Genomic DNA, 26,677 nt, shown 5'->3' with positions numbered 1-26,677 from the left:
AGACACTTGGTTGGAGGACCCCGGCCGAGGCATTCAACGAGCAGCTACTCTTGCTCCAACAAGCCAGTGTTGCAACGACCGGTTGAGTCCAGCCAGTTCCGCTCCCGGAAGTTCGTCCGGGCCCTCGACCGGCACCGCATGGTCGGATCGATAGGGAGGGTCGGAGCTGCCGGCGACAACGCGGCCATGGAGTCCTTCAGCCTGCTGCAGAAGAACGTCCTCGACCGCCGGAGCTGAGCCACCCGCGAAGAACTCCGGATCGCGATCGTGACCTGGATCGAGCGGACCCACCACCGACGCCGCAGACAAGCCTCACTCGGCCGGCTGACACCCGTCGAATGCGAGACCGTCATGACCACGCCGGCCCTCCAGGCCGCGTGACCGAACCTGTCACCCGAACCTGCAGCAGACCCTACCTTCAGGCAGCATCCTGGCCCGAAGTCGTGGCCATCGCCGGACGCCTCGCTCAGGTCATGGTCTCGAACGATTTGAGCTTGCTGAGCTGTGGGCGGCATGAGTGAGTGTCTAACTGCGTGACAACACCCCCACGCACAGCGGCGGACAAGCGCGGACGCCTACGAACCCTCAACACGGGTGAAGCGTGGCTCGACCCGAGGCAGTGGCCCCGCCAAGTTGCTTCGGGACGAAAAGGTCGTCGGCACTGGCCGGCCGTATGGTGAGGACATGCGAGACGACAGGCACGACGAGCCGCTGTCCAGCGAGGAGTGGGAACTGTTCCTTCAGTACCTGCATCGCTTCGCTCGGCACGACGTGGATGTGTTCGCGCTCCTGGAGGCGGGCGACCCGGCGTATCCGTGCTACGTGACGCTCGCCCGGGATCCAGCCCCAGGAACCGACCGGGACGCCTACCTCCGGCCATGACCTGGTACGAGGGGCCGTCCGACATCCGCAACTGGCGTCAACGACACCGGATGTCAGCGAATCCCAGGGGCACTGGACACCACCGCAGGCGCCGGAACAGTCCCCCGCTGGGGCCCTCGGGTCGAACTCCTCAAGCGGTGATCACGTGTCGGGTGTGCCGGGCACGGGACGGGGGACCTCAAGGAGTAGCACCAGCGCACGTAGGGCCCGGAGTTCGGCATCCAGGGCCTGCGCACCTTCGCGGGTGAGGGTTACCCATGTTCGGGGACGCCGACCGGCGTAGCCCTTCTCCACGGTGATCAGCCCGGACTCTTCCAGCACCTTCAGGTGCCGGGAGAGATTGCCGTCGGTGACGGCCAGTTGCTTCTTCAGGAAGCTGAATTCGACCCGGTCGGCTTCGCGGGCGACGGTGAGGACGCCGAGCCGCACGCGCTGGTGGACGGTGTCGTCCAGCGCCTGGGTGGGATGCAGTTCCTCTTGGTCGTCCTGCGTAGCGGTCGAGTCTTCGACGCTCACGAGACGACCGTACCCGCAACTGCGCCACCCGGTGCGCCCCGGCGGCGGACCGCTGTCCACTCGCACAGACCGGCGAGGAGCAGGATCGCGGCGAGCAGAAAGGCCTTGACCTGCGGTCCGTCGGTCCAGCCGGGGTGGGCGGGGTGCTGCCAGGGAAGCCATCCGCTGCCCCAGGAGGCTCCCAGGTACGCCGTGAGCAGCACGGCGTGAGCGGTGCCGGCCGCCGCGGCGATCCAACTGCGTTCGGCGATGCCGAGCGCGAGCAGTCCGATGCCGACCAGGTACCAGGGGGAGGCGTAGCTGTTCTCCAGCAGTACGGCCTCCCACGGCTGGTCCTTGCCGAACAGCAGCGCCACCAGAGCTGTCGTGATCACAGCGGTGGCTGCGGCGGTCACGCGGATCCACATGCCGCGTCGGGGGACGACGCCCCGGACCTCGCCACGCAGGCGGTACCAGCGGGCGAAGACGAACCATGCGAGGGGGAGGAGCGCGAACCACACGCCCCATGCCGCGAAGCGCAGGAAGGCTCCGTCGAACTCTCCCTTCAGGCAGGGGGTTCCCGGTTCGTGGACGACGCACAGACCCGTCAGCTCGGCGTAGGCAAAGGCCGGATAGGACTCGATGGAGCGTCCGTGAGCTCCGAAGTTGAAGGCGTACCGGGCGACCGGAATGGCCGACAGCGCAAGGAGCCCAAAGCCGAGGAGGAGAGTCCATGCTCCGCTGGTCTGCGTGCGGGTCCTCGCCCGGAGGCCTTCCGTCGCAGCCAACAAGGAGGCCGCGGCCGCCCTCGGTTCCGATCCGGCGGTGTTCGGTGTGGATGTTCCCATCTGTCCCCCTTGTGGCCGGCGCTTTGACAGCGCTCGTGAGCGGACCGCCAGATGGTCGCCCGCCCAGGATTAACTTTGCAGCACAAAGTACCTGGCAATCAAGAGCTGACTGTGTGCCGACAACAGCCACTGCTCCGCCCGCAGTTCGGGACAGAGGGGTCGTGCCGGACGCGTGCCAGGCTGTACAGGGAACCAGGGGGAATACCGGGGAATCTAGCGGTGGCCCACCAGGAGCGTCAGCGCCTTGGTCGCAGGTCAGCGGGGCGACCGGGGCGACCGGGGCGACCGGGGCGACCGGGGCCAGGAGACACGAGCTTCCCAAGCAGAACGGTCTTGAACTCTGCGTCTCAGCGAACGGCAGAGGGTGACCGGGGCGGGCCGGCCGGGCGGGCGGGCGGGCGCCGCGTGGTGGCCGGGCGGGCGGGCGCCGCGTGGTTTCGGGTTCTCGGCTGCGTGGCGAGGCGGGAGCGTCGGGCGATCCTATGGCCCGCTGTGGGACGGGCTCCCCTGCCGACAGTCCCGCCTCAGTGACGTCGTCCCGCGGCACCCGTTTTCGGCTGTCGTGATTCCGCTGTCGTGATTCCGCTGTCGCGATTCCGCTCCGGAGGCGGGTTGACCCTCGACCTTGTGCAGGGCTCAGAGTGCTGGGTGTGGAGAACGAGATGCGCAGCATTGGCGAGATGGCCCGCGACAGCGGTCTGGGCGTGAGCGCCCTGCGGTTCTACGACCGTGCCGGTGTGCTGGTCCCGGCCTGGGTGGATCCGGTCAGCGGCTACCGCTGGTATGAACCCGAGCAGCTCGAAGAGGCCAGGCTGCTGGCCCACTTGCGCCGGGCCGGGATGCCGCTGGCGGACATCCGGCTGGTGCTGGCCAGCTGGTCCGGCGCGGACACCGATCTGGTCCGAAAACTGCTCAAGGCGCACCTGTGCCGTCTCGAACAGGGGCTGTCCGATGCCCGCTGCGAGTTCTCCGCGCTCCGAGCACTACTCGATCACCGGGAGAATGTCATGACGTCGCTCCGCATCGCCACAGTCCGGCTGACCAGCGCCGCACCCGAGCTGGCAGCCGCGCTGGACACGGTCCGTTTCGCGGCGAGCACCGACCCTGAGCTGCCCATGCTGGGCGGGGTCCTGTTCGACATCGAGGGCGAGAGCCTCCACCTCGTGGCCACCGATCGGTACCGAATGGCCGTCGCGCAGACCGGTATCGCCGGGCACGACGGGAGCCGCGTGCAGGTCATCGTGCCCACCCCGCTCGCCGACGCGATGCGGGCGCTCCTGGCCGGCGAGGGACCCGTGCGGCTCTCCGTCGACGGTGACCGCGTGACACTGGAGGCCGGGGACAGGCAGGCATCCGGTCAGTGCCTCGACCACGACTTCCCCGACTACCGTCGTCTCATCCCCCAGGCGGCAGCGCGCCGCACCGTCGTCGAGGTGGCGGCCTTCCGGAAGGCTCTGGAGACCGGTCCTGTCCGTTCCGGAGAGGCCGGAGCGCCCGCCCTCAGCCTGCTCAGGGTGGAGAACGGCGGCACGGTGACCCTCTGCACCGACGGTGACGAAGACCCGAACTGCGTCGCCGTCAACCGTGGGTTCCTGCTGGACGCGCTGGCCGCCGGGGCCCGGGACCGACTGATTCTGGAGCTCACCGGCCCCACAACGCCGATCGCGATCCGCCGGCCCGATGACGAGGGCACCTTCTCGGTCCTGATGCCGGTCCGCCTGGAGGACTGACGGTACATCCACCCTGATCCGGCCCGACCCCACCAATCGGACCCAGCCGGATCAGGGCACTGGACAACCCATGGACGGCGACACATGCACCGAATGCCCTGCGGAGTCGTGTGCGCTGGTTCGGATTCTGCCGGTGGCACCCGGCATGAGGTGCCCGAAGACCCCGGCGCCAGCGGAAACACTGAGGCCGGGGTCTTCGTGTTTGTGCAGGCGCATGCCGCCCGCAGCGGCGGCGGTATGCCGGGGTCTGTCGACGACGCGTGGACGGGATCTTGGAGCATCGCCGCAGGCGCCGTCCGGCTGCCGGGCTGGTCGTCGGTGGGGGCGACGGGTCGGCTCCTACTTGGCGAGGGCCTGGAGTTGGCGGTGGAGGAGATTCTGCGCCCCGCTGCGGTCGGGGGTCGCGGCGGTGAAGTAGTGGATGTAGACGAACAGGTTGTTGCGGACGCTGATCATCTTGACACCGGCGTTGCCGAGGTTGTCGACGGTGCTGCTGACGGAGCCGGTGGCGTGGTCCGCGGGGTCGGCGAAGGTCTGCTGGTGCGGCGTGTTCTTGGTCTGCCAGGTGTGTGCCATGGACTTGTACATGCTCTCGGCGCCGGTGGGTGCTGCGAACCGAACGAGGAAGATGTCGGCCTGGCTTCCGTCGGTACTGATCCAGCCCTGCCGCGCGGCCGCGACGAAATGTCGGCGTGCGAGCACGGCCTTCTCCCGCGAGACGGCGTCCGCGGCGAAGAGCTCGTGGACGAAGCCGTCCAGGTCCAGCGCGCCGTCGCGGTCGGCCCAGGCATGCGCGCCTGCCGGTACCGGCAGGATGGCGGTCATGAGCTGTGCTCCCGTCCCGGACGCAGGTGCGCCGGAGGCCGAGGAGGGGGTTGCAGAGGCCGACGGGGATGAAGCCGCCGAGCCCGTGGCCGCCGGTGAAGGCTGGGAGCGTGGCATTGAGCAGCCGGCCAGGAGTGCCGTCAGAAAGGTTGCGGCGAGGACCTCGGCGTATCGTCTCGGTATGTGCACGGCGGGATCATGGCCGATCCCACGATCTTGCGTCCAGTGCCGCACTCCCCATCGCGAGCGTCCTCATCCGGTCCTCACGTTGCTCCGAAGGAGACGTCCCGGGCTCGGCTCCCGGCCTGGCGATGACGATGCCGATGTCGATGTCGATGTCGATGTCGATGTCGATGCGATGGCGAGCCACGATGCGTACCTGCTCGACCTTCGACCCGCTCGACCTTCGACCTGCTCCGCTGTCAGCACGCCTGGCGCGGCACCCCGGTGGGACCGCGGGCAGAACGAGCCCGGCCGCGGCGGTCCTCGGGTCGCCACTGCCGAAAAGGACTAGTCCGTTCAGGAGACGTCGGCGGCTGTTACTCACTTTCGGGTGACGGCCCCCCGGAAGTCGGGCGATGAGCCGGTGCCGGCAGACATGACAGGCCCGTACTGGAGCGGAAAAATTCCTGACAAACGGTCAAGATATCTCCTTCAAGGCATACATGGTCGTTACAGCGAAGAGTCATGGAAATATGCTGTATTCGTAATGCCATGCACATCTCCTCCACATACCGGGCGCACGGCTTGCACAGTGTGAGTGCGCGGCCGGCCGGCCGCCACCCGCACCACGCACCACCACTGGCCTGCAACGTTCCTTGTGTCCGCGGGCCAGTACGGGGGGTGCCTTGGACTCCTGTAGGGGGATCCTCGTGACCGTTTCCGCTTCTGTACGTCGCATGACCGCCGTCGCCGCCGTGGCTGCCGCCGCCGTGGGAGCCGTGGCCCTGCCGGCCGCGGCCGCCGACCACCACCCGGGCCGCGACCGCCACCCGGACGTCTACATCAGCGCCGTGCAGGCCGACTCCCCCGGACACGACGACCACTCCAACCGCTCCCTCAACAAGGAGTGGGTGGACATCACCAACAGCACCCGTCGGGTCGTCAACCTCAGCGGCTGGACCCTCAAGAACGAGGACGGCCGCACCTACACCTTCCACCACTACCGCCTGGCCGCCCGCGCCACCGTCCGCGTCCACACCGGCAGCGGCCACGACACCAGGGCCGACCTGTACCAGGACCGCCCCAACTACGTCTGGAACAACGACCACGACACCGCGACCCTGCGCAACGACCACGGCCGCTTCGTCGACGACGCCTCCTGGGGCCACCGCCGCGGCATCCGCCACTGACCGGACGGTCCCACCCGGCACAGGCCGGAACGCCGGACGGTGACACCGTGGGGCACTCACCCGGGCGAGTGCCCCACCCGCCACCTCTGACCACACGCCGGCCGTGAAGCCGGCACCTGAGGGGCCCCGAGCCACAACCGCTCCGGGGCCCCTCGGGCGCACGTCCGGGCGGCCCGCAACAACCCTGATGCGGACTTGTTCGCAGCCCGTCTCGGTTGCCGACGCGCTCAGCCCCGCACACGGCTCACGAACCCACCGACGGACTTGGCAGGCTTGTTGCGGAGCCTGTCCCGCTCGCGGTGCCGGCTCCAGCGCCCTCAGCCCTCGCCGCTGCCGTACGGCCTGGTCAGGATCTCCAGCCTGTGTCCGTTCGGGTCGTCGAAGTACGCCCCGCGGCCGCCGTCGTTGTGGTTGATCTCGCCAGGGCGGTGGTGATACGGGTCCGCCCAGTAGGTCAGGCCCGCCTCGCGGACACGGCCGAAGATCGTGTCGAAGTCGCCCTCGGAGACGAGGAACGCATAGTGCTGCGGGGTGATCGAATCGGTCGTGTCCATGTAATCCAGCGTCACGCCGTTCGGTATCTGCACCGGGACGAACGGGCCGTACTCCGGTGCCACCTCCAGGCCCAGCAGATCCGCAAGAAACCGTGCGGACGCCTTCTTGTCGTGCGCGGCGACGATCGTGTGGTTGAGTTCGACTGCCATCGGTCGGTCTCCTTCCCCCAGGGCGCCAGAACCACTCTTCACGCTAGCAACCGCCCGGCCCGGTGCCATCCGCCTCTGGTCCCGTCCTGCTCCGACCTTCGACCGAGAACGAGCAAGAGATCGAGAACGAGGACGAGGACGAGGACGAGGACGAGGACGAGGACGAGGACGAGAGTGCCGCCTCAGGCAGGCGTGGTGGCGCAGGGGGACACCGCCGGCTGCTCGGGGTTTTGTTTCTGTTTCAAGGGCACTCGGGCAGTGAGTGCGGAGGTGCTGAGATGAGTGCCGGAGAGAAAGCCAAGGCAAAAGCCGAGCAGGTCGTCGGAAAGACCGTGCGGAAGGCGGCCCACGCGGTCCACAAGGAGGGCCTCGCGGCAAAGGGCGCCGCCCTCGAAGCGCGGGGCAGGATGCGGGGCGCGAAAGAGCGGACCAAGGGCTCCTTCAAGCGCTGACGACGCGGACCAAGGACTCCTTCATGCGCTGACGATGTCGCGGCCGTGAGCCACCGTGGTCGCGTGGGGCTGAACCGCAGCTCAGAGAGGTATGTGAGCGGCGCAGATCCGATCACTCCGGGTCCGTGTGCGCGGGTTCGCCTGCTCGGCCCTCCCCGGGGGTGCCGGCGGCGGCCGCACGGAGCCGGGGTGACGACCACCGGGGGCCGCGGGCTGCGACGGCTCCGAGGACTCCGACGTGGCTCCGACGGCTCCGAGGGGCGTCCGTCCGCGGGGCCGTCCAGCGTGCGGTGCACCGCGTTACTGGCGGCTGACGTTCCTGGTCACGCCGGTGACCACCGTCGTGGCCAGGATCCAGCCGGTGATGATGAGGGCGTACGACAGTGCCTGGTACCAGCCGCTCGGCGCGAAAGCGTCCTCCTGGCCGAAGGAGATGACGGGCAGCAGCAGGTCGAGGGTGTAGAAGACCGGGTTGAAGTGGGGGGCCTCGCCCGCCTTGAGCGGGCGTGGGTGGTGCAGGGCGTACGCGATCGAGCCGAGGGCCAGCAGGGACAGCAGCCAGGCGCAGGCGCGCAGTGGACGGAAGCCGTAGCCGACGGTGACGTCCTGGGCGTAGCCCCACAGGCGTCCGTACCAGGCCCGGGTGCCACGCAGGCGGCGCTGCTTGGCGAGTTGGACGAGGCGGGCGGCGTGGTCGTCGCCCACGCGGCGGTAGGCGGCGGTGAGCTGTTCATAGGCGTCGGGGACATAGCCGTCGCCGTCGCGCTCCAGCATGGGCAGGCGTCGTTCGGCGGGCTCGTGCGGGGCGAGGGCGGTGTAGACGAGGCCGCTGAGCAACACCTCGCCCGGTGCCGTCTCCGGTTCCAGGAACAGGACCTCGATCTGGGCCCGGCGCAGATTCAGTACGCCTTCCATGGGCGGGCCCTTGCGTAACCACAGTTCCCCGACGGTGCAGCTGCTCGCGCGCAGTGCCGCGTCGCCGGGATTGGACAGGGACGCGTACGACAGGTCGAGTCGTCCGGCGATGCGCGCGCCCCGGAGGCCGATCCAGCCTTGTGTGTGGACGCGCCGCAGGTGGAAGTCGCCGTCCACGAGCAGCGTCTGCGCGTCCAGGGCGACGCTGCCCGGATGGCTGAGCCGTGCGTCGTCGAGGCTGGCCGAGCCGGCGATCGACGTGCTGTTGAGCGTCACCTCCCCGTGCGTCCGAAGTCCGGATGCCCACACGTCGTCGCCGAAGGTCGCGTGACTGAGCTGGAGCGCGGGCCGTGCGGTGTCCGGCGGGGTGATCTCGGCCCCGTTCAGGAACAGCGGCCCGCCGATCTCCGTGCCGCCGAGCCGTACCGGTCCGAGGAACCGGCAGCGCGTCAGCTGCAGAATGCCCTCCACCCGCATGGTGGCGGCGGCCAGGCCCGGCAGTACGGAGCCGCTGAGGTTCAGTTCACGGAGCCGGGAGGCCTGCAGCAGGGGCACGTCCTCGAAGGAGGAGTCGCACAGGTGTATCAGATGGTCGATCGTGCCGTACTGCAGGTCGAGCGCGCCGGTGACGCGGGCACCGGTGAGTCTCAAAGCCGCTATCTCGCCTTCCTCCCGTGGTCCGTTGAGGAGCAGGGCCCGCAGCACGGCCGCGCGGACGGTGCGGTCGGGGCCCCAGACCGCCCCCTGTGCCGTGTCCTCGTCCTCCGCCGTGCGGAAGTCCACCGCCGCGCCGCTGGAAAAGGCGCGCCATACCCGCAGCTCGGCAGCCGTAAGATCGTCTGTGTCCATCAACCGGGACTTTGACGTCGCCTCCTGACACTGTCAACTCCCTTGGCCTCGGGGCTCGTCGGGTTGTACGTGTCCGGCCGCCGCGTGCAGACAGCTGGGCTTCAGTTCAGACGTTTGCCTTTGGTACCGGCAGCGCCAGCAGCACCGGTGGCATCAGCCGCACCGATGACCTCAGCCGCATCAGCCGCATCAGCCGCACGGTATCGATACCGTGCGGGTATCGTCACCGGTCATGGAGCTACGCACGCTGCGCTACTTCGTGGCCGTCGCCGAGGAACTCCACTTCGGCCGGGCCGCAGCCCGGCTGCACATGAGTCAGCCTCCGCTGAGCCGGGCGATCAGACAGCTGGAGACCGATCTCGGCACCTCACTGCTGCACCGCTCCCCCGCCGGTGTCGCACTCACCCCCGCCGGGGCGACGCTGCTGACCGAGGCCCGCACCCTGCTCGACCAGGCCGACCAGGTGCGCGTGCGCGTGGCCGCGGCGGCCGGCACCGCGACCCTCACCGTCGGCATCCTGGGCGACAGCACCGACCCCGGTGCCACCCGGCTGGCCGCCGCGTACCGTCGGCGGCACCCGGGCATCGAGGTCCGCGTCCGCGAGACCGATCTGACCGATCCGACCTGCGGGCTGCGCGCCGGGCTGGTCGACATCGCACTGACCCGCGCACCGTTCGACGAGTCCGGTCTGACCGTGCACGAGCTGCGGGCCGACCCGGTGGGCGCGGTGCTCCGCTTCGACGACCCGCTGGCCCGCCGCGACCACCTGCAGCTGGCCGATCTGGCCGGCCGGCGCTGGTTCCAGTTCCCGGACGGCACCGACCCGGTCTGGCGGTCGTACTGGAACGGCGGTGAGCCCCGCGAGGGGCCGGTGGTGCGCGCCGTCCAGGAGTGCGTGCAGGCCGTGCTCTGGAACGGCACGGTCGGCATGACGCCGCTCGGGCACGATCTGCCCGAGGAGCTGGCCGTGGTGCCGCTGACCGACATGGCTCCGAGCCGCGTGGTGATCGCGGTGAACGAGAGCGACACGAATCCTTTGATCAGGTCGTTCGTGCAGATCGCGAGGGCCGCCTACCGTCGCTGACGGCCGCCGTACGCCCACCGCCGCGCTCCATGGGCCGGCCGCCACTGAGGTACTCCCTAGGCGTTCGAGCCTGCTGCGGCGGACGTACCCGGCGACGGTGTCCTCGGCGGCCGCGAACGCCCGGTGCAGTGTCCGTACGGAGACGCTGAGTTCACGCGCCGGCGTCGACGGGGAGAGTTACCGCTGCTGTTGCCGCCCCCGGGACCGCCGTTCGTACCGCCGTCCATACCGCCGTCGGCACCGCCGTTGGTGCCGATCATCGACTCGCTGTGGACATCGGCGATCACCGTGTCGTGCGCCTTGACGGCACGGGCGCTGATCCGGAAGTCACCCGTGCTGCCCGGCGTGAAGGCGGGGACGGGATACGCCTCGCCGACCTGCGCTTCCCAATCGCGCCGGAACAGCACGCAGATACCGGTCGACGGCGGCCTCGGTGCCATGAGCGGACAGCCTCGCATCGAGATGTGAAGGCTCCGGCTGCGGCCCGCGGAAGCCGACGGTCTTGGGCCGGTCGGTGGTCGGTCGGTCGGTGGTGGGCCGGTCCGTGGTGGGCCGGTCCGTAGTGGGCCGGTCGTGCGGGGCAAGATCGTGTTGCCGGGTGACCGCGGACGAGGCGGCCGCCCGTGCTCCCCGACAGCCGGCCCCCTGGGAGGAACGACATGCAATTCCGCTGCGCCGTACTGGACGACTTCCAGAACGTGGCGGCCACGTCCGCCGACTGGGCGGCGCTGGGCGACCAGGTGGACGTCGTCTCCTTCACCGGGCACTTCGCCACCGAGGACGATCTCACCGCCGCCCTGGCCGGCTTCGACTGTGTGGTCACCCTGCGCGAACGCGTGTCCTTCCCGGCCTCCGTGCTGGAGCGGCTGCCCCGCCTGAAGCTGCTGATCGCCTCCGGTATGCGCAATTCGGTGATCGACTACGACGCCGCCCGCGCGGCCGGCGTCACGGTGTGCGGCACCGAGAGCTCGTCCACCCCGCCGGTCGAACTCACCTGGGCCCTGCTCCTCGGCCTCGCTCGCGGCATCGTCCAGGAGAACAACGCCCTGCGCGACGGCGGCCCCTGGCAGTCCACCGTCGGTGCCGACCTGTACGGCCGCACGCTGGGACTGCTCGGACTGGGCAGGATCGGCGGCCGGGTGGCACGGGTCGGGCTCGCCTTCGGCATGGAGGTCACCGCCTGGAGTCAGAACCTCACCGAGGAGCGCGCCGACGAGGCCGGCGTACGACTGGCCGCTTCCAAGGATGAGTTGCTCGCGAGCAGCGACTTCGTGTCCGTGCACCTCGCGCTGGGCGACCGCACCCGGGGCCTGCTCGGAGCCGCCGAACTCGCCCTGCTCAAGCCGACCGCCTACCTGATCAACACGTCACGGGCCGCGATCGTCGACCAGGACGCGCTGCTCGCCGCGCTGCACGAGGGCCGTTTCGCCGGTGCCGGCATCGACGTGTTCGACGTCGAACCGCTGCCCGCCGGCCACCCGATGCGCACCGCGCCCCGCCTGCTCGCCACCCCGCACCTGGGCTATGTGTCCCGCGCCAACTACGAGCGCTACTACGGCCAGGCCGTGGAGGACATCCGGGCCTACCTCGACGGCAACCCGGTCCGGGTCCTCGGCTGACCCGCCGCCCGGCCGGACCGGGGCGGAAAGACAGGGGCAAAGGGGCAACGGGGTAAGCACAAGGGCGGCAGGACAACGACGGCAGTACAAAGGCGCAGGACCCCGGTTCCGGTGCATTCGGCTGAGCCGGGGTCCTGTTGTGCACGCGACCGGCCAGGACCTAGTCGGACAGTCCCTGCAGCGTCTCCTCCTCGTCGTTCGCGGCGTACGGATGGACGGACCGTTCGCCGTCGAGGGGAGTGAACCAGTCCCCCGCCTGTGCGGGTACGACGTCCAGGTGGTCGAGGTCCGTGATCTCGCGCACGCCGTCCGCGAAGATCTCCAGGGCGGCGGCGATCTCCTCAGTGAGGAGGCCGTACATGTCGGCGGTCACCTCGGCCTGGGTGAGCAGGAGCCCCAGCAGGAGGTCCTCGGCGACACAGCTCACCCGGCCGAACTGCGGCTGGGTGAGCCGGCCCGTCAGGGACACCGCCGTGACGACCAGGCGGCGCACGAACAGGACCGTGTACTCGTCGGCGAACTGTGAGGGCAGGTCGTCCAGGATCATGAAGGCGGTGTCGCTCTCCGCGACCGTCGGGCCGTCCTCCTCCAGGGCGGCCAGGTCCGTGAAGAGCTCGTCGATCAGGAGGTCGATGGCGTACACGACGGCGCCGGCCGCGACCTCCGCCGCCTCCTGGCCCACGGTCCGTTCCCCGGAGACGGACGAGCAGCCGAAGGCGTCAGGGGAGAAGGCCTTCAGGCTCGGAGCCAGCGCGCGCAGGGTGGCCCGCATGGCCTCCCCTTCGGCCTGGTCCGGGCCGCCCGGTGCCACCGGGGGCGCGGCTGCCGCATGGCGCCGGGCGCGTTCCGCCGGGTCGGCCGGCGGGGCGTCGGGGCCGTCGGCCGCGTCCAGGCTCTCCTGGAGCAGTTCGGAGTTCAGCTCCACGCCGCAGCGGGTGATCTGCCAGTCGGCGAGGGGTTCGGTCTGTTCCAGGAGTTCTGCCACGACCTCACGGGCGGCGCCCTCCGCGAATTCCAGCGCTGGTGCGTCCACGAAGAGTTTCAGCAGGACTCCTCCGGGATGGGCGGCGATGACGTCGTCCATCAACTCGATCTCCATCCCGTCGGGCCCCTCGACCGCCTCGAGCGAATCGAACCCCTTCCGCAGCAGGAAGATGACGCCCTCCCGCTGCAGCACATCGAGTTCCGGAGCGCCCTTGGGAAGGGCCATGGCCACGGTCACCACGTATGTCACCCCCTCATCGTGCCCGAGACACCTCACTTCAGGGGCAGGAATTCCGGTCTGTTCCCGGTGCGGGCCATCCCGGGTGCCATTCGTCCGGGTCCGGCGCCTCCCCGGCCGCCCCTGCCTGGCCTTCCCTTCCCTGACCGTCCCTCCCTGACCGTCCCTCCCTGACCGGCCTTCCCTGACCGTCCCTGCCTGGCTGTCCCTGCCCGGCCGCCCCTCCCTGGCGATCTTGGCCTTCGTGGCCTTCGTGGCCTTCGTGGCCTTCGTGGCCTTCGTGGCCTTCGTGGCCTTCGTGGCGATCGTGGCTTTCGTAGGAGGGCCGCCGCCCGGTGCCGGCGGCGCCGGGGTGTCACGCCGAGCGCTTGCGTGCGGCCGTCTTCTTCGCCGTGGCCGTCTTGGGCGTCGCCTTCTTCGCCGTGGCCGTCCTGGCCGTCGTCTTCTTCGCCGTCGCCGTCGCCTTCTTCGCCGTCGTCCTTGCCGTCGTCTTCGCGGTCGATTTCGCCGTCGTCCGCTGCGCGGACTGCTTGGCGGACGTCGACTTCTTCGGGGCCGCGGCCTTCTTCGCCGCCGCCGACGTCGACTTCTTGCCGCCCGTCTCCTTGGGGGTGGCACGCCGGCCGGCCAGCGGTCTGACCTCGGCCTCCTTGGCCGGTTCCGTGCCACGGGACTCACGGGCCGCGCGCACGCTGCTCTCCAGGGCCGCCATCAGATCGAGCACCTTGCCGCCGGCGGCGGGCTCGGGGACCTCGGGCGGGGACTCACCGGCCGCCTTCGCGGCGATGACCTCCTCCAGTGCCTCGCGGTACTCGTCGTGGAGATCCGCCAGGTCCACCTCGCCGAGGGTGTCCATGAGGGCGTCCGCGAGGTCCAGTTCCTTGTCGCGAACGCTGACCTCCACGTCCGGCGCCACGCCTTCCGGGGCGCGTACCTCGTCCGGCCACAGCAGGCCGTGCATGGCGATCGCGTCGCCGACCACCCGCAGCATGCCGAGGCGTTCCCGGCCGCGCAGTGCGTACTTGGCGATGGCGACCTTGTTGCTGCGCTTGAGGGCCTCGCGCAGCAGGGTGTACGGCTTGGCGGCGGGGGCTCCGCCGGCGGCCAGGTAGTAGGCCGCGTCCATCTGGAGCGGGTCGATGCGGTCGGCCGGCACGAAGGCGACGATCTCGATCGTGCGGGCGGTCGGGAGCGGGAGGTGGGCGAGGTCATCGTCGCTGATCGGGATGATCGAGCCGTCCGCGTCCTCGTACCCCTTGCCGATCTCCGCCTGGCTGACCTCGCGGTCCTCCAGTTCGCACACCTTGCGGTAGCGGATGCGGCCGTTGTCCTCGCTGTGGATCTGGCGGAAGGAGATCGAGTGGCTCTCGGTGGCGTTCACGAGCTTGATCGGGATGCTGACGAGACCGAAGGAGATGGCGCCGTTCCATATGGATCGCACGTGCAGCGGCCTTCCTTTCGGTTTCTGGTGCTACGTAGGCGAATGTCTGGAATTGTCATCCTATGACGCCTATCACAGAGGTGGAGGGGCGACGGGTCGCGCTCAGCAACCTGGAGAAGGTGCTGTATCCGGCGACCGGCTTCACCAAGGGGGAACTGCTGCACTACTACGCGACCACCGCCGAGGTGCTGCTGCCGCACCTGCGCGACCGCTCCGTGTCCTTCCTGCGCTATCCGGACGGGCCGGACGGGCAGGTGTTCTTCACCAAGAACGTGCCGCCGGGTACCCCCGAGTGGGTGGCGACGGCCGAGGTCCCGCGGTCCGAGGGGCCGGCCCGGATGGTGGTCGTACAGGACCTGGCGAGTCTGGTCTGGGCGGCGAATCTGGTGACCGAGTTCCACACGCACCAGTGGCTGGTCCAGTCGCCCGAGGAGGCGGACCGGCTGGTCTTCGACCTCGATCCCGGGGCGCCCGCGACGATCGTCCACTGCTGCGAGGTCGCCCTGTGGCTGCGGGAGCGGCTCGCGGCCGACGGAATCGAGGCGTACGCGAAGACGGCCGGGTCGAAGGGGCTGCACCTGCTGGCGGCCGTACGCGGGAGTTCGCCGGAGCGGACGAGCGAGTACGCGAAGGAGCTTGCGATGGAGGCCGAGCGGGCGATGCCGCGGCTGGTGGTGCACCGGATGACGAAGAGCCTGCGGCCGGGGAAGGTGTTCGTCGACTGGAGCCAGAACGCTGCGCGCAAGACGACCGCGGCGCCTTACACGCTGCGGGCGCGGCGGGTTCCGCTGGTGTCCGCGCCGGTGCGGTGGGAGGAGGTCGCGGAGTGCCGGGCTGCTCCGCAGCTGGAGTTTCTGGCCGATGACATTGCGCCGCGCGTGCAGGACCACGGGGATCTGCTGGCGGGGCTGCTGGATCCGGAGCGGTCGGGGTCGCTGCCCTGAGGGAGGTTCTCGCCCCCGCCGCCCCCGCCGCCCCCACCCGTCCCCGCCCGTCCCCGCCCGCCCCTGTCCGCCCCTGTCCGCCCCTGTCCGCCCCTGTCAGGGGACTGCGTCCCCTGCGACCCCTGCCGGGGGCTGGGGCGGCCGCCCCCGGACCCCCGCTCCGGCCCCGAAAGGGCCTCGTCCTCAAACGCCGGACGGGCTGAAAGCGCATGCGGACGGGCTGAGTGCTGCCTCCCCCGTACCGGTACGGGCTGAAAGCACATCCGGACGGGCCGACAGTAAGGCCTCCCCCTCTCATACCGGCTGAAAGGGCGGCCCGCACCGGCTGAAAGGGCGGCCCGCCGTTCCGGTGCCGGACCGGCCGAGTCCCGCTACACCCTCGCCCAGGTGTTCCGGTCCCTCGCCATCGCGTGCAGTGCCTCCGCGTCCGCCGGCTTGAGGACGCCGCCCAGCCGGGCCAGCGACGGCAGGTCCGGGTCCTGGAGGATGCGCAGGCCGCGCGGTGGGGCCGTGACTCTCAGGTCGGCCGGGCCCGCAAGCGCCAGGACCGGGCGGACCTCGGCGGTCAGGGCGTAGGAGGCACGGTCGGCGTCGGCTCGCAGGTGGCGCAGCAGCGGCTCGGCCTCGCGGCGGCCCACGGTGACCATCGGGTCGGCCACCAGGACCCGCTGCTTGCGGGCGTACAGGGCGTGTACGGCGAAGAGCCCGCCGGGGCCGATCAGCAGGTGGTGGATGCGGTCGCCGCCGGGAAGCGGGACGGAGTGCAGGGTGTGCCAGCCCACCCCTTCCAGCCCGTCCAGCGCCTCGCCGACCGTCTGCTCGGCGGTCAGGGCGCGCCGGCGCAGGTCGGGGCGGATCCGGTGCGCGGGTCCGGGATCGCGGTCCAGGGCGATGAGCAGCGCCTCACCGGGGCGGTTGGGTGCGAGGTCGTCGTCCGGATGCAGGGTCAGCCGGGCCAGTTCGGCGGGTGTGGGCACCGGGGGCGGCCCCACGGTCACCGGACCGGTCAGGAACGGCTTCAGGGCTTCGAGCACGTCCTCACGGCGGTCCTCGCCGATCAGGTTCACCCGACCCGTCTCACGGTCGTACCAGGCGACATTGCCTCCGTCCGGGCCGCAGACGTACAGCCGTTCCCGGCCGTGCCGCCAGGTCGGCACCACGCGCAGTCCGCTCATGCGCCATCACCCCTCGACCATGGGAACAGGAGGGGTGCTCATGGGGCAAGAACCCCGTTACTTTGGAAGGTGGCCCTGTGACGGGGGGAGTTGGGGAGGCAGCGTTGCGGACCCAGGAGAAGCAGCAGTACATACCCGCTCCGGACCGGCCGTGGAGCGAGATCGAGCCCGGCCTGTGGATGGGCGGACACAAGTTCCGGGGCCGCTCGGGACGGCTGGAGTTCGCCCTCGTACGGGACGAGTTCGATGTGGTGCAGACGCTGCTGCGGCTGCCCGGGTACGGGCCCGGCCCCAGGGCGGAACATCATGTCTGGCCGATTCCGGACGGCCCCCTGGACGGGACGCAGCTCGCGGGGGTGATGCGGCTGGCGCGGGCGGCGAACGAGGCGCTGGACTGCGGACGCTCGGTCCTGGTGCGCTGCTATCACGGGTACAACCGTTCGGGGCTGGTCGTCGCGCACGCCCTGGTCCGGCGGGGCCGCACCCCCGAGGAGGCGATCGCCCTGATCCGGGCCAGGCGCTCCCCGTGGGCGCTGCACAACGATCTGTTCGTCGACTACCTGCGCGCGGGACTGGCCACCGCCCGGCTCCTGGAGGAACTGGCCGAGTAGCCTCTGCTCCAGCACCCCCTTGGTGCGCAAAAAGGACTTCCCTACGAATAAGGTGTACGGGGCTACGACTGTCCCCGAAGCCCCAGGAGCACCGTGTCAGCCCGTCGCCCCGTGCGCACCGCCCTCGTCGCGGCCGCCGTCGCCCTGCTCTGGGTGGCGGCGGCGGCCTGCGGGGACGCGGGCGGTCTGGAGGGGGCCGGGGCGACCCCCACCGCCATCAGCCCGGCGAAGCTCTGGCCGGATCTCAGGCCCGCGTCCAGCCCGGCCTATCCCTACGACGAGGCGACCAGGGAGACCGTCAAGGGCGTCAGGGTCCCCGGCGACGACATCCGCAAGGTCGATCCGGTGGACGTCGTGGAGGCCGAGATCGCGGCGCACCCGGACGACTACGGGTCGAAGGGGGCCTACCACGCGACCGTGGACCGGATGAAGGACTGCTCCCCCGGCGGGGACCGGGCGCGGTGTCCGCTGATGAGGGCGTACTACCGGGACCTGACCGGGGACGGCCACGACGACATGACGCTCGGCTTCCGGCTGTACCCGACCAACCAGACGGCGGTGCGGGTCTACACGGTCGAGAAACACAAGCTGGTGCAGGTGCTGGCCGACAACGACGCGATCATCGGGGTCGAGCTGGCCGGGCGGGCGGTGATCGTCCGCTCCCCGGCGGGGATCTCCGGGTACGAGTACCGCACCACCTGGGCCTGGGATCCGGACCAGCGGGCGATGGTGTTCTCCCGGGACGAGTTCCTGCGCACCGGCAAGGGCCGGCACAGCCACACGCCCGCCCCCTCCGCCAGTGCCTCCCCTTCCGCCACCGGCGCCCCCCTTTCGGCCTCCGCCGACGCCTCCGGTCCGGCCGCCGCCGATGCCACTCCCGCGGTCTCCCCCGGTGTCTCCTCGCCGGCCGCCGCCGACGCCTCTGCCGCGGCGAGCGGCCGATGAGGCTGGCCGTGCCCCGGTGGACCGGGACGCTCGCGGTGAAGGCGGCCGCTTTCATCACGGTGATGTGCTGCGCGCTGGCCGCGCTGCTCGGCGTCCTGGTGCATGTGTCGGTGACCAACCAGACCGTCGGCCAGGCCCGTGACCTGGCCCTGTCCCGGCTGCAGGACGCCACCGAGGCGTACCGGGCCGGGGACGCGCTGGCGCCGGGTGCCGGGGTGGACCCCGCGGGGCTGCCCGCGCCGCTGCGGGCGCTGGCGGTGGCCGGCAGGCGCGGCACGATGGTCTCCTCGCAGCGGGGGCGGCCGACCATGTGGGCGGCGGGTCCGGCCGAGGAGCGGCACGCGCTCGCGGTGGAGGTCGACTACTCGCAGCAGTCCGGCACGATCGCCGGCCTCGACCACTCGATCCTGTGGTCCTCCGCGCTGGCGATCGGGGCGACGGTGCTGGTCGGCGCGTTCGCGGTGACGCGGGTGACGCGCCGGCTGCATGCCACCGCGCGGGTGGCCCGGCGGATCACCGCGGGCGATCTGGACGCCCGTGTGGACGATCCCCGTACGAAGGACCCGACGCGTCCCCAGGACGAGGTGGCCGTGGTGGCGGCAGCGCTGGACACCATGGCCTCGTCGCTGCAGAGCAAGCTGCTGAGCGAGCAGCGGTTCACCGCCGACGTGGCCCACGAGCTGCGCACCCCGCTGACCGGGCTGCACGCGGCGGCCGAGCTGCTGCCGCCGGGCCGGCCCACCGAGCTGGTGCGCGACCGGGTGGCGGCGCTGCGTACGCTCACCGAGGACCTGCTGGAGATCTCCCGGCTGGACACCGGCCGGGAGATGCTGGACGTGGACACCGAGGAGCTGGGTGCGCTGGCCCGGCGGGTGGTACGGGCCTCGGGGACGGACACCGAGGTGCGGATCGTGCGGGACGCCCGGGTGGAGACGGACCGGCGGCGCCTGGAGCGGGTGCTGGGGAACCTGGTGGCCAATGCGCACAAGCACGGGCGGGCACCGGTGGTGCTGACCGTGGACGGGCCGCTGGTGACCGTACGGGACCACGGGGACGGATATCCGGGGTATCTGGTGGCGCACGGGCCGCAGCGCTTCCGTACCGAGGGCGGTGCGAAGGGGCACGGGCTCGGCCTGACCATCGCGCTGGGCCAGGCGGAGGTACTGGGCGCTCGGCTGGCGTTCGGCAACGCGGTGCACGGCGGGGCCGTGGCGACCCTCAACCTTCGGTCCGGGGCCTGGTGACAGCCGCGGCCGCGTGACGGTCCGGGGCTGCGGCCTGCCCGCACCGTGCGGGTCGTGCGCGGCCGACCAAACAGTTCCCCCGGGCTGCGGACCGTCCGCACCCCGCGGGTCGGGGGCGGCCGACCGCGCAGTTCGCCGTGTCCGGTTGCGGCGCGCCGCACCCCCGTGTCACCTGATGGAGCGTCGGGGCTCGCGCCACGTTGGTACGGACAGCCAGCCGAACGGTACACAACACACCCCATGTGGGTAGGTTCCGGACATGACCAAGGCCGGAACCGCCGTGGCGGCGACACAGGCGTCCGCTCCCGCCGTGCGCCTCCCCCGACGCCGTGGCATCGAACTCGCCCTGATCGTGCTGGCCGTTCTGCTGTCCGTGTACGGCTACTGCGCCGTGGGCGTGGCGCGGTCCGGTACCGTCCCGCCCGGAGCCGCCGGTTACGGCGCCGGGCTCGGCGTGCTCGCCCTGCTCGCGCACGGCGCGGTGCGCCTGCGGGCGCCGTACGCCGACCCGCTGCCGCTGCCCATCGGTGTGCTGCTCAACGGGCTCGGCCTGGTGCTGATCTACCGGCTGGACCTGGAGACGCCGGGCGACCGGGCGGCCCCCGCCCAACTGGTGTGGTCCACGCTCGGGGTGGGTCTGTTCATCGTCGTCGTCCTGCTGCTGCGCGACCACCGGGTGCTCCAGCGCTACTCCTACGTCTGTGTGGTCGCGGCCCTCGTCCTGCTGCTGCTGCCGATCCTCTTCCCGGCCGTCAACGGCGCCCGCATCTGGATCCGGATCGCCGGATTCTCCATCCAGCCGGGCGAGTTCGCGAAGGTGCTGCTCGCGGTGTTCTTCGCCGCCTATCTGGCCGCCAACCGCAACGCGCTCGCCTACACGGGCCGCCGGCTGTGGCGGATGCAGTTCCCCACCGGGCGGGTGCTCGGCCCGATCGTGGCGATCTGGCTGCTCAGCGTCGGCGTGCTGATCCTGGAACGGGACCTCGGCACCTCGCTGCTCTTCTTCGGCCTGTTCGTGGTGCTGCTCTACGTCGCCACCGGCCGCACCGGCTGGATCGCGGTCGGCCTGCTGCTCGCCACGCTCGGTGCCGCCGCCGTCGGCCGGCTGGAGCCGCATGTGGGCGGCCGGATCCAGGACTGGCTGCACCCCTTCGCGACGATCGACGCCGGGCTGGGCCCCAACCAGCTCTCCCAGTCCCTGTTCGCCTTCGCCGCGGGCGGTGTCTTCGGCACCGGGCTGGGGCTCGGCCACTCCGTCCTCATCGGCTTCGCCACCAAGTCGGACTTCATCCTGGCGACGGCGGGCGAGGAGCTGGGCCTCGCCGGTCTCGCCGCGATCTTCCTGCTCTACGCCCTGCTGGTGGAGCGCGGCTACCGGGCGGGCCTCGCGCTGCGGGAGCCCTTCGGCCGGCTGCTCGCGGTCGGCCTCGCCTCGATCGTCGCGCTCCAGGTGTTCGTGATCGCGGGCGGGGTCACCGGCCTGATCCCGCTGACCGGCATGGCGATGCCGTTCCTGGCCCAGGGCGGCTCCTCGGTCGTCACGAACTGGGCGATCGTGGCCCTGTTGATCCGGGTGAGCGACTCGGCCCGCAGCCAGTACGACGGACGGGAGGCCCCGTGACCGAGTACGGCAGCGGGCGGCCCATGGCCAGGTACATCCGGCACGCCTGGGCGGGCTGCGCCCTGCTGCTGGTGGCCCTCCTGGCCAACGCCGCCCGCGTCCAGGTGGTCCAGGCCGGCTCCTACGACGCCAACCCCGCCAACCGCCGTCCCACGATCGCCCGTTACCACCAGCCGCGCGGCGACATCCTGGTCGGCGGCGAGCCGGTCACCGGCTCCACCGACACCGGCGAGCAGCTGCGCTACGAACGCACCTACCGCAACGGCCCGTTGTACGCGCCGGTCACCGGCTTCGCCTCGCAGATGTACGGCACCTCGTTCCTGGAGAGCGCGGAGGACGGGGTGCTCTCCGGCAGCGACCCGATGCTCGCGTCCTTCCCGCTGTGGCACGAGGTGACGCGGCGGCGCAGCCCCGGCGGGAACGTGGTCACCACCCTGCACCGGGGCGCCCAGCAGGCGGCGTACCAGGGGCTGAGGGGGCGCAAGGGGGCGGTGGCCGCGATCGAGCCGGCCACGGGCCGCGTCCTGGCGCTGGTCTCGACGCCGTCGTACGACCCGGCCGAGCTGTCCGGCAACAGCGAGGCGACGGCCTCGGCCTGGGAGCGGCTCAACCACGACCCGGAGAAGCCGATGCTCAACCGGGCGGTGCTGCAGACCTATCCGCCGGGGTCGACGTTCAAGGTGGTCACCGCGGCGGCGGCGCTGGACGCGGGTGTGGTCACGGACCTGGACGCGCGCACCCGTTCCCCGGACCCCTACCGGCTGCCCGGCACCACGACCCGGCTGATCAACGAGGGCGACGGCTGTCGCGACGCCTCCGTGCGGGAGGCCTTCGAGTGGTCCTGCAACACGGTGTTCGCGAAGCTGGGCGTGGACGTCGGAGTGGCGAACATGTCGGGCACGGCCCAGGCGTTCGGCTTCAACGACAGCCGGCTGCGGGTCCCCTTCCCCGTCTCCCCCAGCACCTTCGACACCCATGTGGACCGGGCGCAGCTGGCGCTGTCCTCGATCGGGCAGTACAACACGCGGGCGACTCCGCTGCAGATGGCGATGGTCGCGGCGGCCGTGGCCAACGGCGGGCGGCTGCGGACGCCGTACCTGGTGGAGCGGACCACCCGCCGGGGCGGTGAGACGCTCACGGGCGACGGGGTACGGCCCGACCGGCAGGTGATCCGCCCGTCGACGGCCGTACGGCTGCGGGAGCTGATGACCGACGTGGTCCGCGAGGGCACCGGAGCCAACGCGGCCATCCGCGGCGCCACGGTCGGCGGCAAGACCGGCACCGCCCAGCACGGCCTCGGCAACTCCGGTGTGCCGTACGCCTGGTTCGTCTCCTGGGCGCAGGCCGATGCGGACCTGGAACCGAAGGTCGCGGTCGCGGTGGTGGTCGAGGACGCCTCGGCGGACCGGGGCGAGATCAGCGGCGGCGGGGACGCCGCGCCGATCGCGAAGGAGGTGATGCGGGCCGTTCTCGGGCTGTGAGACGGGGGGACCGGGGCGGGCGTGCGGGCCGCCGGGGTCCCGAAGAGGCGTGTGCGGTCAGCCGATCGGCCTGATCATCTCCGTGCGGACCTGGGCGGTGTTGCGGGCGGCGGCATCGAGGTCCACGTCCGCGGAGGAGGCCGTCAGGGCGCTCGTGCCGATCTCGGCCACCATGGCCGCCGTGTTGCCGTCCGCCCAGGCGCAGACCGGGTAGGTGAGCGTCACACCGGACTGCTTCTGGACCACGACCTCGCAGCTGATGGTGGTGTCCGCGCCGGAGGGGGTGAGGTCCTTCCTGGGCACCGCCACCGTCACGCCGTCGGCCTCGCCGGCCCCCTTGAGCATGCCGTTGCGGCCCCGGGCCGTGTTCTGGAACCGCCCGTAGAGGCCGGACACCACGAGGGTGCCCTTGGCGGCCTCGCCGCCCGGGCTGTAACGGCCCATCACGGAGTCGGTGACTTTGGCGTCCCAGGAGCCGTCCACGTCGTCCTCGATCTTCTGCCCCTCGGTGTCGGAGAGGTCCTCGGCGAGGTCGTACTTCTGGTCGAGCAGGGTCTTGGGCAGGGTGAGCTTGTTCTTCGCCTCGGGGAATCCGGCCTCGATCTTCATCCCGATCACACCGAGCGTGACCAGACCTCCGACGAGCAGGAGGACGACGCCGCCCACGATCCCGAGCACCAGACCGAGCCGGCGCTTCTTCGGCGGCGGCCCCATGGGCGGCACGCCCCACCCGTGGTACGGCTGCTGCGGGTAGGGCTGCTGCGCGGGGTACGGCTGCTGCTGGGGGTACGGGGAGCCGTACGGGCCCGGGGCCTGCGGAGGCTGCTGGCCGTACGGCCCGGGGGCCTGCGGGGGCTGCTGGCCGTACGGGTACTGCGGCTGCTGGGGCTGGTTCGGGTACGGCTGCTGCGGCGGAGGCGGAGGCATGGACACGCCAGCACGCTACTGCACCCGGCCGACCGGCCGGAACCTGCCCGGCCGGCGGTCAGGCCTCGGCCACCCCGGACTCGACCGCCTCCTGCACCTCGACCAGCCCGGACTCGACCGCCTCCTACGCCTCGACCGCCCCCGACTCGACCGCCTCCTACGCCTCGGCCGTCTCCTACGCCTCGGCCGCCCCCGACTCGATCGCCTGCTGCACCTCGGCCACCCGCGCCCGCTCCTCCGTGGCGAAGCGTTCCGCGTCGAGCTGCTCGGCGATCTCCTCGTCCTGGGCCATCAGCAGATCCAGGTTCGAGTCGCCCATCTCGAAGACCCCCATGTCGGCATAGGCCTTCTGGAGCCGCTTGCCCCACAGGCCGATGTCCTTGACGCAGGGCACGATGCGGCTGAACAGGAGCCGCCGGAAGAGCTGGAGGAACTCGGAGTTCTCGCTGAGCCGCCCGGCCTCCTCGCGGGGGATGCCGAAGTTCTCCAGGACCTCGACGCCGCGCAGCCGGTCGCGCATCAGATAGCAGCCCTCGATGACGAACTCCTCGCGCTCACGGAGTTCGGCGTCGGTGAGCTGCTGGTAGTAGTCGCGCAGCGCCATGCGGCCGAAGGCCACGTGCCGGGCCTCGTCCTGCATGACGTAGGCGAGGATCTGCTTCGGCAGCGGCTTGTCCGTGGTGTCGCGGATCATGCCGAACGCGGCGAGGGCCAGGCCTTCGATGAGGACCTGCATGCCGAGGTAGGGCATGTCCCAGCGGCTGTCGCGGAGGGTGTCGCCGAGCAGGGACTGGAGGTTGTCGTTGATCGGGTAGAGCATCCCGATCTTCTCCTGCAGGAAACGGCCGTAGATCTCGGCGTGCCGGGCCTCGTCCATCGTCTGGGTCGCCGAGTAGAACTTGGCGTCCAGGTCGGGCACCGACTCCACGATCCGCGCCGCGCAGATCATCGCGCCCTGCTCGCCGTGGAGGAACTGGCTGAACTGCCAGGAGGCGTAGTGCCGGCGCAGGTCGCCCTTGTCCTTGTCGGTGAGCTTGGCCCAGTACGGGGTGCCGTAGAGCGCCATGGCCTCGTCGGGGGTGCCGAGCGGGTCGTACGGGTCGACCTCCAGGTCCCAGTCGATGCGCGTCCGTCCGTCCCACTGTTTGTCCTTGCCCTTCTGGTACAGGGCGAGCAAGCGGTCCCGGCCCCCGTCGTACTCCCAGTTGAACCGGGCCGCGCCGGTCGCGGGCACCTGCCAGGGGGAGTCCTGGGGCTCGTTGGCGTACAGGTCGTAGGTCGGCATACTTCGCAGGCTCACACGTAGACGCCGAGTCAACAAGTCATGTGCAAGGGATTGACGACCTTGCTGACAAGCAGTCTCATAAGAGATGGACAATGTAACCCCGGGTAACGAGGTGAGGGAGCCATGACGACCCTGACGGAGGCGGACGCGCTGGAGGGACTGCGCGACGCGCTGGGCCTGCTCAAGGACCGCGAACAGGTGGCCGAACGGCTGCTCGCCTCTTCCGCCAAGCACTCCTTCGACCCGGACAAGGAGCTGGACTGGGACGCCCCCTTCGAGGAGGGCAAGTGGTTCTGGCCGCCGGAGCTGGTGTCGCTGTACGGCACACCGCTGTGGCGGCGGATGGGCGAGGAGCAGCGGATCCTGCTGTCGCAGCACGAGTCCGCGGCGCTCGCCTCGCTGGGCATCTGGTTCGAACTGATCCTGATGCAGCTGCTCGTCCGGCACATCTACGACAAGGCGGCGACGAGCGCGCACGTGCGCTACGCCCTCACCGAGATCGAGGACGAGTGCCGGCACTCGAAGATGTTCGCGCGGCTGATCGCCCGCGGTGACGCCCCCTGGTACCCGGTGAGCCGGGCCCACCTGAACCTCGGCCGCCTGTTCAAGACGATCTCGACCACCCCCGGCTCCTTCACGGCCACGCTGCTCGGCGAGGAGGTGCTGGACTGGATGCAGCGGCTGACCTTCCCGGACGAGCGGGTGCAGCCGCTGATCCGCGGGGTCACCCGCATCCACGTGGTCGAGGAGGCCCGCCACGTGCGCTACGCCCGCGAGGAGCTGCGCCGCCAGATGCTGACGGCACCGAAGTGGTCGCAGGAGTTCACCCGGGTCACGTCCGGCGAGTTCGCCCGCATCTTCTCGGTGGCCTTCGTCAACCCCGAGGTGTACACGAACGTCGGCCTCGACAAGCGGGAGGCAATGGCCCAGGTGAAGGCGAGCGGCCACCGCCGGGAGGTCATGCAGAACGGCGCGAAGCGGCTGACGGACTTCCTGGACGACATCGGGGTGCTGCGGGGGGCGGGACGACGGCTGTGGAGGTCATCGGGCCTGCTGGCCTGACACGGTCCGCGGACGCGACGGCCGTCGGGGCGGCTTCCGGGACGGCCGGCCCGGACCGGGCCGCGGGCGCGGCGGCTGGGGAGGCCGCCGGGGCCATCGCGTGCCGGGGCCACCGGAGCCACCGGGGCCGTCGGAGCCACCGGGGCATCGTGGCCCTTTCCGTCCGCTCGGCGGAGCCGCACGTCGTGCGGCCCCGCACCGCTTGAGGCCGGCTGCGTGTCCCGGCGGGAGGGGGCGCGGGGAACCGCGCGAGCGGCCCGCGGCCGCCGACGCCCCACGGCCCCGCGGCGATTAGGCTGCCGTCCATGACCCCGGCCGCCACCCCCGCCTACCGTCGGCTCAGCGTCGAGGAGCGTCGCAGCCAGCTCCTCGCCGCCGCGCTGTCCCTCTTCGCGCACCGCGCCCCGGAGGACATCTCGCTCGACGACGTGGCCGAGGCGGCCGGCGTCTCCCGTCCGCTGGTGTACCGGTACTTCCCCGGCGGCAAGCAGCAGCTGTACGAGGCCGCGCTCAGGTCGGCCGCCGAGGAACTCCAGCGCTGCTTCGACGAGCCCCGGCACGGTCCCATGCTGTCCCGCCTGTCCCGGGTCCTGGACCGCTATCTGGCCTTCGTGGACGGGCACGACACCGGCTTCAGCGCACTGCTCCAGGGCGGCAGCGTGGTGGAGACCTCCCGGACCACGGCCATAGTGGACGGGGTGCGCCGGGCCGCCGCCGAGCACATCTTCAGCCATCTCGGCGTCGGCGAGCCGGGCCCGCGCCTGCGGATGACCGTGCGGATGTGGATCACGGCGGTGGAGGCGGCCTCCCTGATCTGGCTGGACGAGGACAAGCAGCCCCCGGCCGACGAGCTGCGCGACTGGCTGGTCGAGCAGTTCGTGGCCGTCCTCTCGGTGACCGCGGGGCGCGACCCGCAGACGGCGGCCCTCGTCGGCGCGCTCGCCGAGGATGGCCGAGACTGAGG

Annotated in this window: 26 protein-coding genes and 1 pseudogene; 15 read left to right on the top strand and 12 right to left on the bottom strand. The window is 71.1% G+C overall.

Features of this window, described 5'->3' with window-relative positions; translation table 11 throughout:
• Positions 1–90: 90 nt before the first annotated feature.
• Both ACZ7P3_RS23295 and ACZ7P3_RS23290 read left to right on the top strand, forming a co-directional pair.
• Positions 91–381, top strand: a pseudogene (locus ACZ7P3_RS23295) (IS3 family transposase); the annotation flags it as partial.
• A gap of 303 nt (positions 382–684) precedes the next feature.
• Positions 685–882, top strand: coding sequence for a hypothetical protein (locus ACZ7P3_RS23290; RefSeq protein WP_472084585.1), 198 nt, complete (start codon positions 685–687; stop codon positions 880–882).
• Positions 883–1,023: 141 nt separating this feature from the next.
• Here ACZ7P3_RS23290 and ACZ7P3_RS23285 read toward each other — a convergent pair whose 3' ends face one another.
• Both ACZ7P3_RS23285 and ACZ7P3_RS23280 read right to left on the bottom strand, forming a co-directional pair.
• Positions 1,024–1,398, bottom strand: a complete 375-nt coding sequence (locus ACZ7P3_RS23285) for a transcriptional regulator (RefSeq protein WP_472084583.1) — start codon at positions 1,396–1,398, stop codon at positions 1,024–1,026.
• Positions 1,395–2,225 carry a hypothetical protein gene (locus tag ACZ7P3_RS23280; protein WP_472084581.1) on the bottom strand — a complete coding sequence of 277 codons (831 nt, stop codon included), beginning with the start codon at positions 2,223–2,225 and terminating at the stop codon, positions 1,395–1,397. The genes ACZ7P3_RS23285 and ACZ7P3_RS23280 overlap by 4 nt, the downstream gene beginning before the upstream one ends.
• A 662-nt stretch (positions 2,226–2,887) precedes the next feature.
• Between ACZ7P3_RS23280 and ACZ7P3_RS23275 the strand changes: the two genes are divergently transcribed.
• Entirely contained in the window at positions 2,888–3,955 is a 1,068-nt protein-coding gene (locus ACZ7P3_RS23275; protein ID WP_472084580.1) for a DNA polymerase III subunit beta family protein, read from the top strand.
• Positions 3,956–4,294: 339 nt separating this feature from the next.
• Here the strand turns inward: ACZ7P3_RS23275 and ACZ7P3_RS23270 are convergent, their stop codons facing one another.
• A complete protein-coding gene (locus ACZ7P3_RS23270) occupies positions 4,295–4,780 on the bottom strand; it encodes a hypothetical protein (protein WP_472084578.1) in 486 nt (161 codons plus the stop codon).
• A gap of 196 nt (positions 4,781–4,976) precedes the next feature.
• Positions 4,977–5,150: a hypothetical protein gene (locus tag ACZ7P3_RS23265; protein ID WP_472084577.1), complete on the bottom strand. Its 174-nt coding sequence runs from the start codon at positions 5,148–5,150 to the stop codon at positions 4,977–4,979.
• Between the two features lie 529 nt (positions 5,151–5,679).
• On the opposite strand from ACZ7P3_RS23265, the gene ACZ7P3_RS23260 reads away from it, so the two are divergent.
• The gene (locus tag ACZ7P3_RS23260) at positions 5,680–6,132 is read left to right on the top strand and encodes a lamin tail domain-containing protein (protein ID WP_472084575.1); all 453 of its coding nucleotides are present in this window, start codon (positions 5,680–5,682) and stop codon (positions 6,130–6,132) included.
• Between the two features lie 317 nt (positions 6,133–6,449).
• Here ACZ7P3_RS23260 and ACZ7P3_RS23255 read toward each other — a convergent pair whose 3' ends face one another.
• A complete protein-coding gene (locus ACZ7P3_RS23255; protein ID WP_472084573.1) occupies positions 6,450–6,836 on the bottom strand; it encodes a VOC family protein in 387 nt (128 codons plus the stop codon).
• 278 nt (positions 6,837–7,114) lie between these two features.
• Here ACZ7P3_RS23255 and ACZ7P3_RS23250 point away from each other — a divergent pair, with 278 nt between their 5' ends.
• Entirely contained in the window at positions 7,115–7,288 is a 174-nt protein-coding gene (locus ACZ7P3_RS23250) for a hypothetical protein (protein ID WP_472084571.1), read from the top strand.
• Positions 7,289–7,588: 300 nt separating this feature from the next.
• On the opposite strand, the gene ACZ7P3_RS23245 is transcribed toward ACZ7P3_RS23250, so the two are convergent.
• The gene (locus ACZ7P3_RS23245) at positions 7,589–9,052 is read right to left on the bottom strand and encodes a membrane-associated oxidoreductase (protein WP_472084569.1); all 1,464 of its coding nucleotides are present in this window, start codon (positions 9,050–9,052) and stop codon (positions 7,589–7,591) included.
• 232 nt (positions 9,053–9,284) lie between these two features.
• Here ACZ7P3_RS23245 and ACZ7P3_RS23240 point away from each other — a divergent pair, with 232 nt between their 5' ends.
• On the top strand, positions 9,285–10,136 hold the full coding sequence (locus ACZ7P3_RS23240) for a LysR family transcriptional regulator (RefSeq protein ID WP_472084567.1): 852 nt from the start codon (positions 9,285–9,287) through the stop codon (positions 10,134–10,136).
• Positions 10,137–10,192: 56 nt separating this feature from the next.
• On the opposite strand, the gene ACZ7P3_RS23235 is transcribed toward ACZ7P3_RS23240, so the two are convergent.
• Positions 10,193–10,576: a hypothetical protein gene (locus ACZ7P3_RS23235; protein ID WP_472084565.1), complete on the bottom strand. Its 384-nt coding sequence runs from the start codon at positions 10,574–10,576 to the stop codon at positions 10,193–10,195.
• Between the two features lie 219 nt (positions 10,577–10,795).
• Between ACZ7P3_RS23235 and ACZ7P3_RS23230 the strand changes: the two genes are divergently transcribed.
• Positions 10,796–11,755, top strand: coding sequence for a D-2-hydroxyacid dehydrogenase family protein (locus tag ACZ7P3_RS23230; protein ID WP_472084563.1), 960 nt, complete (start codon positions 10,796–10,798; stop codon positions 11,753–11,755).
• Positions 11,756–11,915: 160 nt separating this feature from the next.
• Here the strand turns inward: ACZ7P3_RS23230 and ACZ7P3_RS23225 are convergent, their stop codons facing one another.
• Entirely contained in the window at positions 11,916–12,989 is a 1,074-nt protein-coding gene (locus ACZ7P3_RS23225) for a hypothetical protein (RefSeq protein WP_472084561.1), read from the bottom strand.
• A 343-nt stretch (positions 12,990–13,332) separates the two neighbouring features.
• A complete protein-coding gene (ku, locus tag ACZ7P3_RS23220; RefSeq protein WP_472084559.1) occupies positions 13,333–14,418 on the bottom strand; it encodes a non-homologous end joining protein Ku in 1,086 nt (361 codons plus the stop codon).
• Positions 14,419–14,480: 62 nt separating this feature from the next.
• On the opposite strand from ku, the gene ligD reads away from it, so the two are divergent.
• On the top strand, positions 14,481–15,362 hold the full coding sequence (gene ligD / locus ACZ7P3_RS23215; protein WP_472084557.1) for a non-homologous end-joining DNA ligase: 882 nt from the start codon (positions 14,481–14,483) through the stop codon (positions 15,360–15,362).
• Between the two features lie 371 nt (positions 15,363–15,733).
• On the opposite strand, the gene ACZ7P3_RS23210 is transcribed toward ligD, so the two are convergent.
• Positions 15,734–16,537 carry a nuclease-related domain-containing protein gene (locus tag ACZ7P3_RS23210; RefSeq protein WP_472084555.1) on the bottom strand — a complete coding sequence of 268 codons (804 nt, stop codon included), beginning with the start codon at positions 16,535–16,537 and terminating at the stop codon, positions 15,734–15,736.
• 104 nt (positions 16,538–16,641) lie between these two features.
• Between ACZ7P3_RS23210 and ACZ7P3_RS23205 the strand changes: the two genes are divergently transcribed.
• The 5 genes from ACZ7P3_RS23205 (at position 16,642) to ACZ7P3_RS23185 (ending at position 22,439) form a co-directional block, all read left to right on the top strand.
• A complete protein-coding gene (locus ACZ7P3_RS23205; protein WP_472084614.1) occupies positions 16,642–17,148 on the top strand; it encodes a protein-tyrosine phosphatase family protein in 507 nt (168 codons plus the stop codon).
• A gap of 93 nt (positions 17,149–17,241) precedes the next feature.
• On the top strand, positions 17,242–18,093 hold the full coding sequence (locus tag ACZ7P3_RS23200) for a hypothetical protein (RefSeq protein WP_472084553.1): 852 nt from the start codon (positions 17,242–17,244) through the stop codon (positions 18,091–18,093).
• Positions 18,090–19,337 carry a histidine kinase dimerization/phospho-acceptor domain-containing protein gene (locus ACZ7P3_RS23195; protein ID WP_472084551.1) on the top strand — a complete coding sequence of 416 codons (1,248 nt, stop codon included), beginning with the start codon at positions 18,090–18,092 and terminating at the stop codon, positions 19,335–19,337. The genes ACZ7P3_RS23200 and ACZ7P3_RS23195 overlap by 4 nt, the downstream gene beginning before the upstream one ends.
• A 259-nt stretch (positions 19,338–19,596) precedes the next feature.
• Positions 19,597–20,958, top strand: coding sequence for an FtsW/RodA/SpoVE family cell cycle protein (locus ACZ7P3_RS23190; protein WP_472084549.1), 1,362 nt, complete (start codon positions 19,597–19,599; stop codon positions 20,956–20,958).
• A 23-nt stretch (positions 20,959–20,981) separates the two neighbouring features.
• Positions 20,982–22,439 carry a penicillin-binding transpeptidase domain-containing protein gene (locus ACZ7P3_RS23185; RefSeq protein WP_472084612.1) on the top strand — a complete coding sequence of 486 codons (1,458 nt, stop codon included), beginning with the start codon at positions 20,982–20,984 and terminating at the stop codon, positions 22,437–22,439.
• 57 nt (positions 22,440–22,496) lie between these two features.
• On the opposite strand, the gene ACZ7P3_RS23180 is transcribed toward ACZ7P3_RS23185, so the two are convergent.
• Together ACZ7P3_RS23180 and ACZ7P3_RS23175 are read right to left on the bottom strand one after the other, a co-directional pair.
• Positions 22,497–23,366 (bottom strand): hypothetical protein, encoded by an 870-nt coding sequence (locus ACZ7P3_RS23180; RefSeq protein WP_472084610.1) that lies wholly within the window; start codon positions 23,364–23,366, stop codon positions 22,497–22,499.
• Positions 23,367–23,541: 175 nt separating this feature from the next.
• Complete coding sequence (locus ACZ7P3_RS23175) at positions 23,542–24,651, bottom strand: ferritin-like domain-containing protein (RefSeq protein WP_472084547.1); 1,110 nt, start codon at positions 24,649–24,651, stop codon at positions 23,542–23,544.
• Between the two features lie 123 nt (positions 24,652–24,774).
• Between ACZ7P3_RS23175 and ACZ7P3_RS23170 the strand changes: the two genes are divergently transcribed.
• Both ACZ7P3_RS23170 and ACZ7P3_RS23165 read left to right on the top strand, forming a co-directional pair.
• Positions 24,775–25,713, top strand: a complete 939-nt coding sequence (locus tag ACZ7P3_RS23170) for an AurF N-oxygenase family protein (protein WP_472084545.1) — start codon at positions 24,775–24,777, stop codon at positions 25,711–25,713.
• Positions 25,714–26,018: 305 nt separating this feature from the next.
• Positions 26,019–26,675 carry a TetR/AcrR family transcriptional regulator gene (locus ACZ7P3_RS23165; RefSeq protein WP_472084543.1) on the top strand — a complete coding sequence of 219 codons (657 nt, stop codon included), beginning with the start codon at positions 26,019–26,021 and terminating at the stop codon, positions 26,673–26,675.
• The last annotated feature ends 2 nt before the right edge of the window (positions 26,676–26,677 follow it).

The organism is Streptomyces sp. NPDC107581 (assembly GCF_055657175.1).
The sequence above is the reverse complement of the archived record's forward strand: the minus strand, read 5'-3'. Positions and strand labels throughout refer to the sequence as shown.

Coding starts and splice junctions, on each gene's coding strand:
- ACZ7P3_RS23290 (WP_472084585.1), top strand. CDS start 685: ATGCGAGACGACAGGCACGACGAGCCGCTGTCCAGCGAGGAGTGGGAA.
- ACZ7P3_RS23280 (WP_472084581.1), bottom strand. CDS start 2,225: ATGGGAACATCCACACCGAACACCGCCGGATCGGAACCGAGGGCGGCC.
- ACZ7P3_RS23275 (WP_472084580.1), top strand. CDS start 2,888: ATGCGCAGCATTGGCGAGATGGCCCGCGACAGCGGTCTGGGCGTGAGC.
- ACZ7P3_RS23270 (WP_472084578.1), bottom strand. CDS start 4,780: ATGACCGCCATCCTGCCGGTACCGGCAGGCGCGCATGCCTGGGCCGAC.
- ACZ7P3_RS23260 (WP_472084575.1), top strand. CDS start 5,680: ATGACCGCCGTCGCCGCCGTGGCTGCCGCCGCCGTGGGAGCCGTGGCC.
- ACZ7P3_RS23255 (WP_472084573.1), bottom strand. CDS start 6,836: ATGGCAGTCGAACTCAACCACACGATCGTCGCCGCGCACGACAAGAAG.
- ACZ7P3_RS23250 (WP_472084571.1), top strand. CDS start 7,115: ATGAGTGCCGGAGAGAAAGCCAAGGCAAAAGCCGAGCAGGTCGTCGGA.
- ACZ7P3_RS23245 (WP_472084569.1), bottom strand. CDS start 9,052: ATGGACACAGACGATCTTACGGCTGCCGAGCTGCGGGTATGGCGCGCC.
- ACZ7P3_RS23240 (WP_472084567.1), top strand. CDS start 9,285: ATGGAGCTACGCACGCTGCGCTACTTCGTGGCCGTCGCCGAGGAACTC.
- ACZ7P3_RS23235 (WP_472084565.1), bottom strand. CDS start 10,576: ATGGCACCGAGGCCGCCGTCGACCGGTATCTGCGTGCTGTTCCGGCGC.
- ACZ7P3_RS23230 (WP_472084563.1), top strand. CDS start 10,796: ATGCAATTCCGCTGCGCCGTACTGGACGACTTCCAGAACGTGGCGGCC.
- ligD (WP_472084557.1), top strand. CDS start 14,481: ATGACGCCTATCACAGAGGTGGAGGGGCGACGGGTCGCGCTCAGCAAC.
- ACZ7P3_RS23210 (WP_472084555.1), bottom strand. CDS start 16,537: ATGAGCGGACTGCGCGTGGTGCCGACCTGGCGGCACGGCCGGGAACGG.
- ACZ7P3_RS23195 (WP_472084551.1), top strand. CDS start 18,090: ATGAGGCTGGCCGTGCCCCGGTGGACCGGGACGCTCGCGGTGAAGGCG.
- ACZ7P3_RS23190 (WP_472084549.1), top strand. CDS start 19,597: ATGACCAAGGCCGGAACCGCCGTGGCGGCGACACAGGCGTCCGCTCCC.
- ACZ7P3_RS23185 (WP_472084612.1), top strand. CDS start 20,982: ATGGCCAGGTACATCCGGCACGCCTGGGCGGGCTGCGCCCTGCTGCTG.
- ACZ7P3_RS23180 (WP_472084610.1), bottom strand. CDS start 23,366: ATGCCTCCGCCTCCGCCGCAGCAGCCGTACCCGAACCAGCCCCAGCAG.
- ACZ7P3_RS23175 (WP_472084547.1), bottom strand. CDS start 24,651: ATGCCGACCTACGACCTGTACGCCAACGAGCCCCAGGACTCCCCCTGG.
- ACZ7P3_RS23170 (WP_472084545.1), top strand. CDS start 24,775: ATGACGACCCTGACGGAGGCGGACGCGCTGGAGGGACTGCGCGACGCG.
- ACZ7P3_RS23165 (WP_472084543.1), top strand. CDS start 26,019: ATGACCCCGGCCGCCACCCCCGCCTACCGTCGGCTCAGCGTCGAGGAG.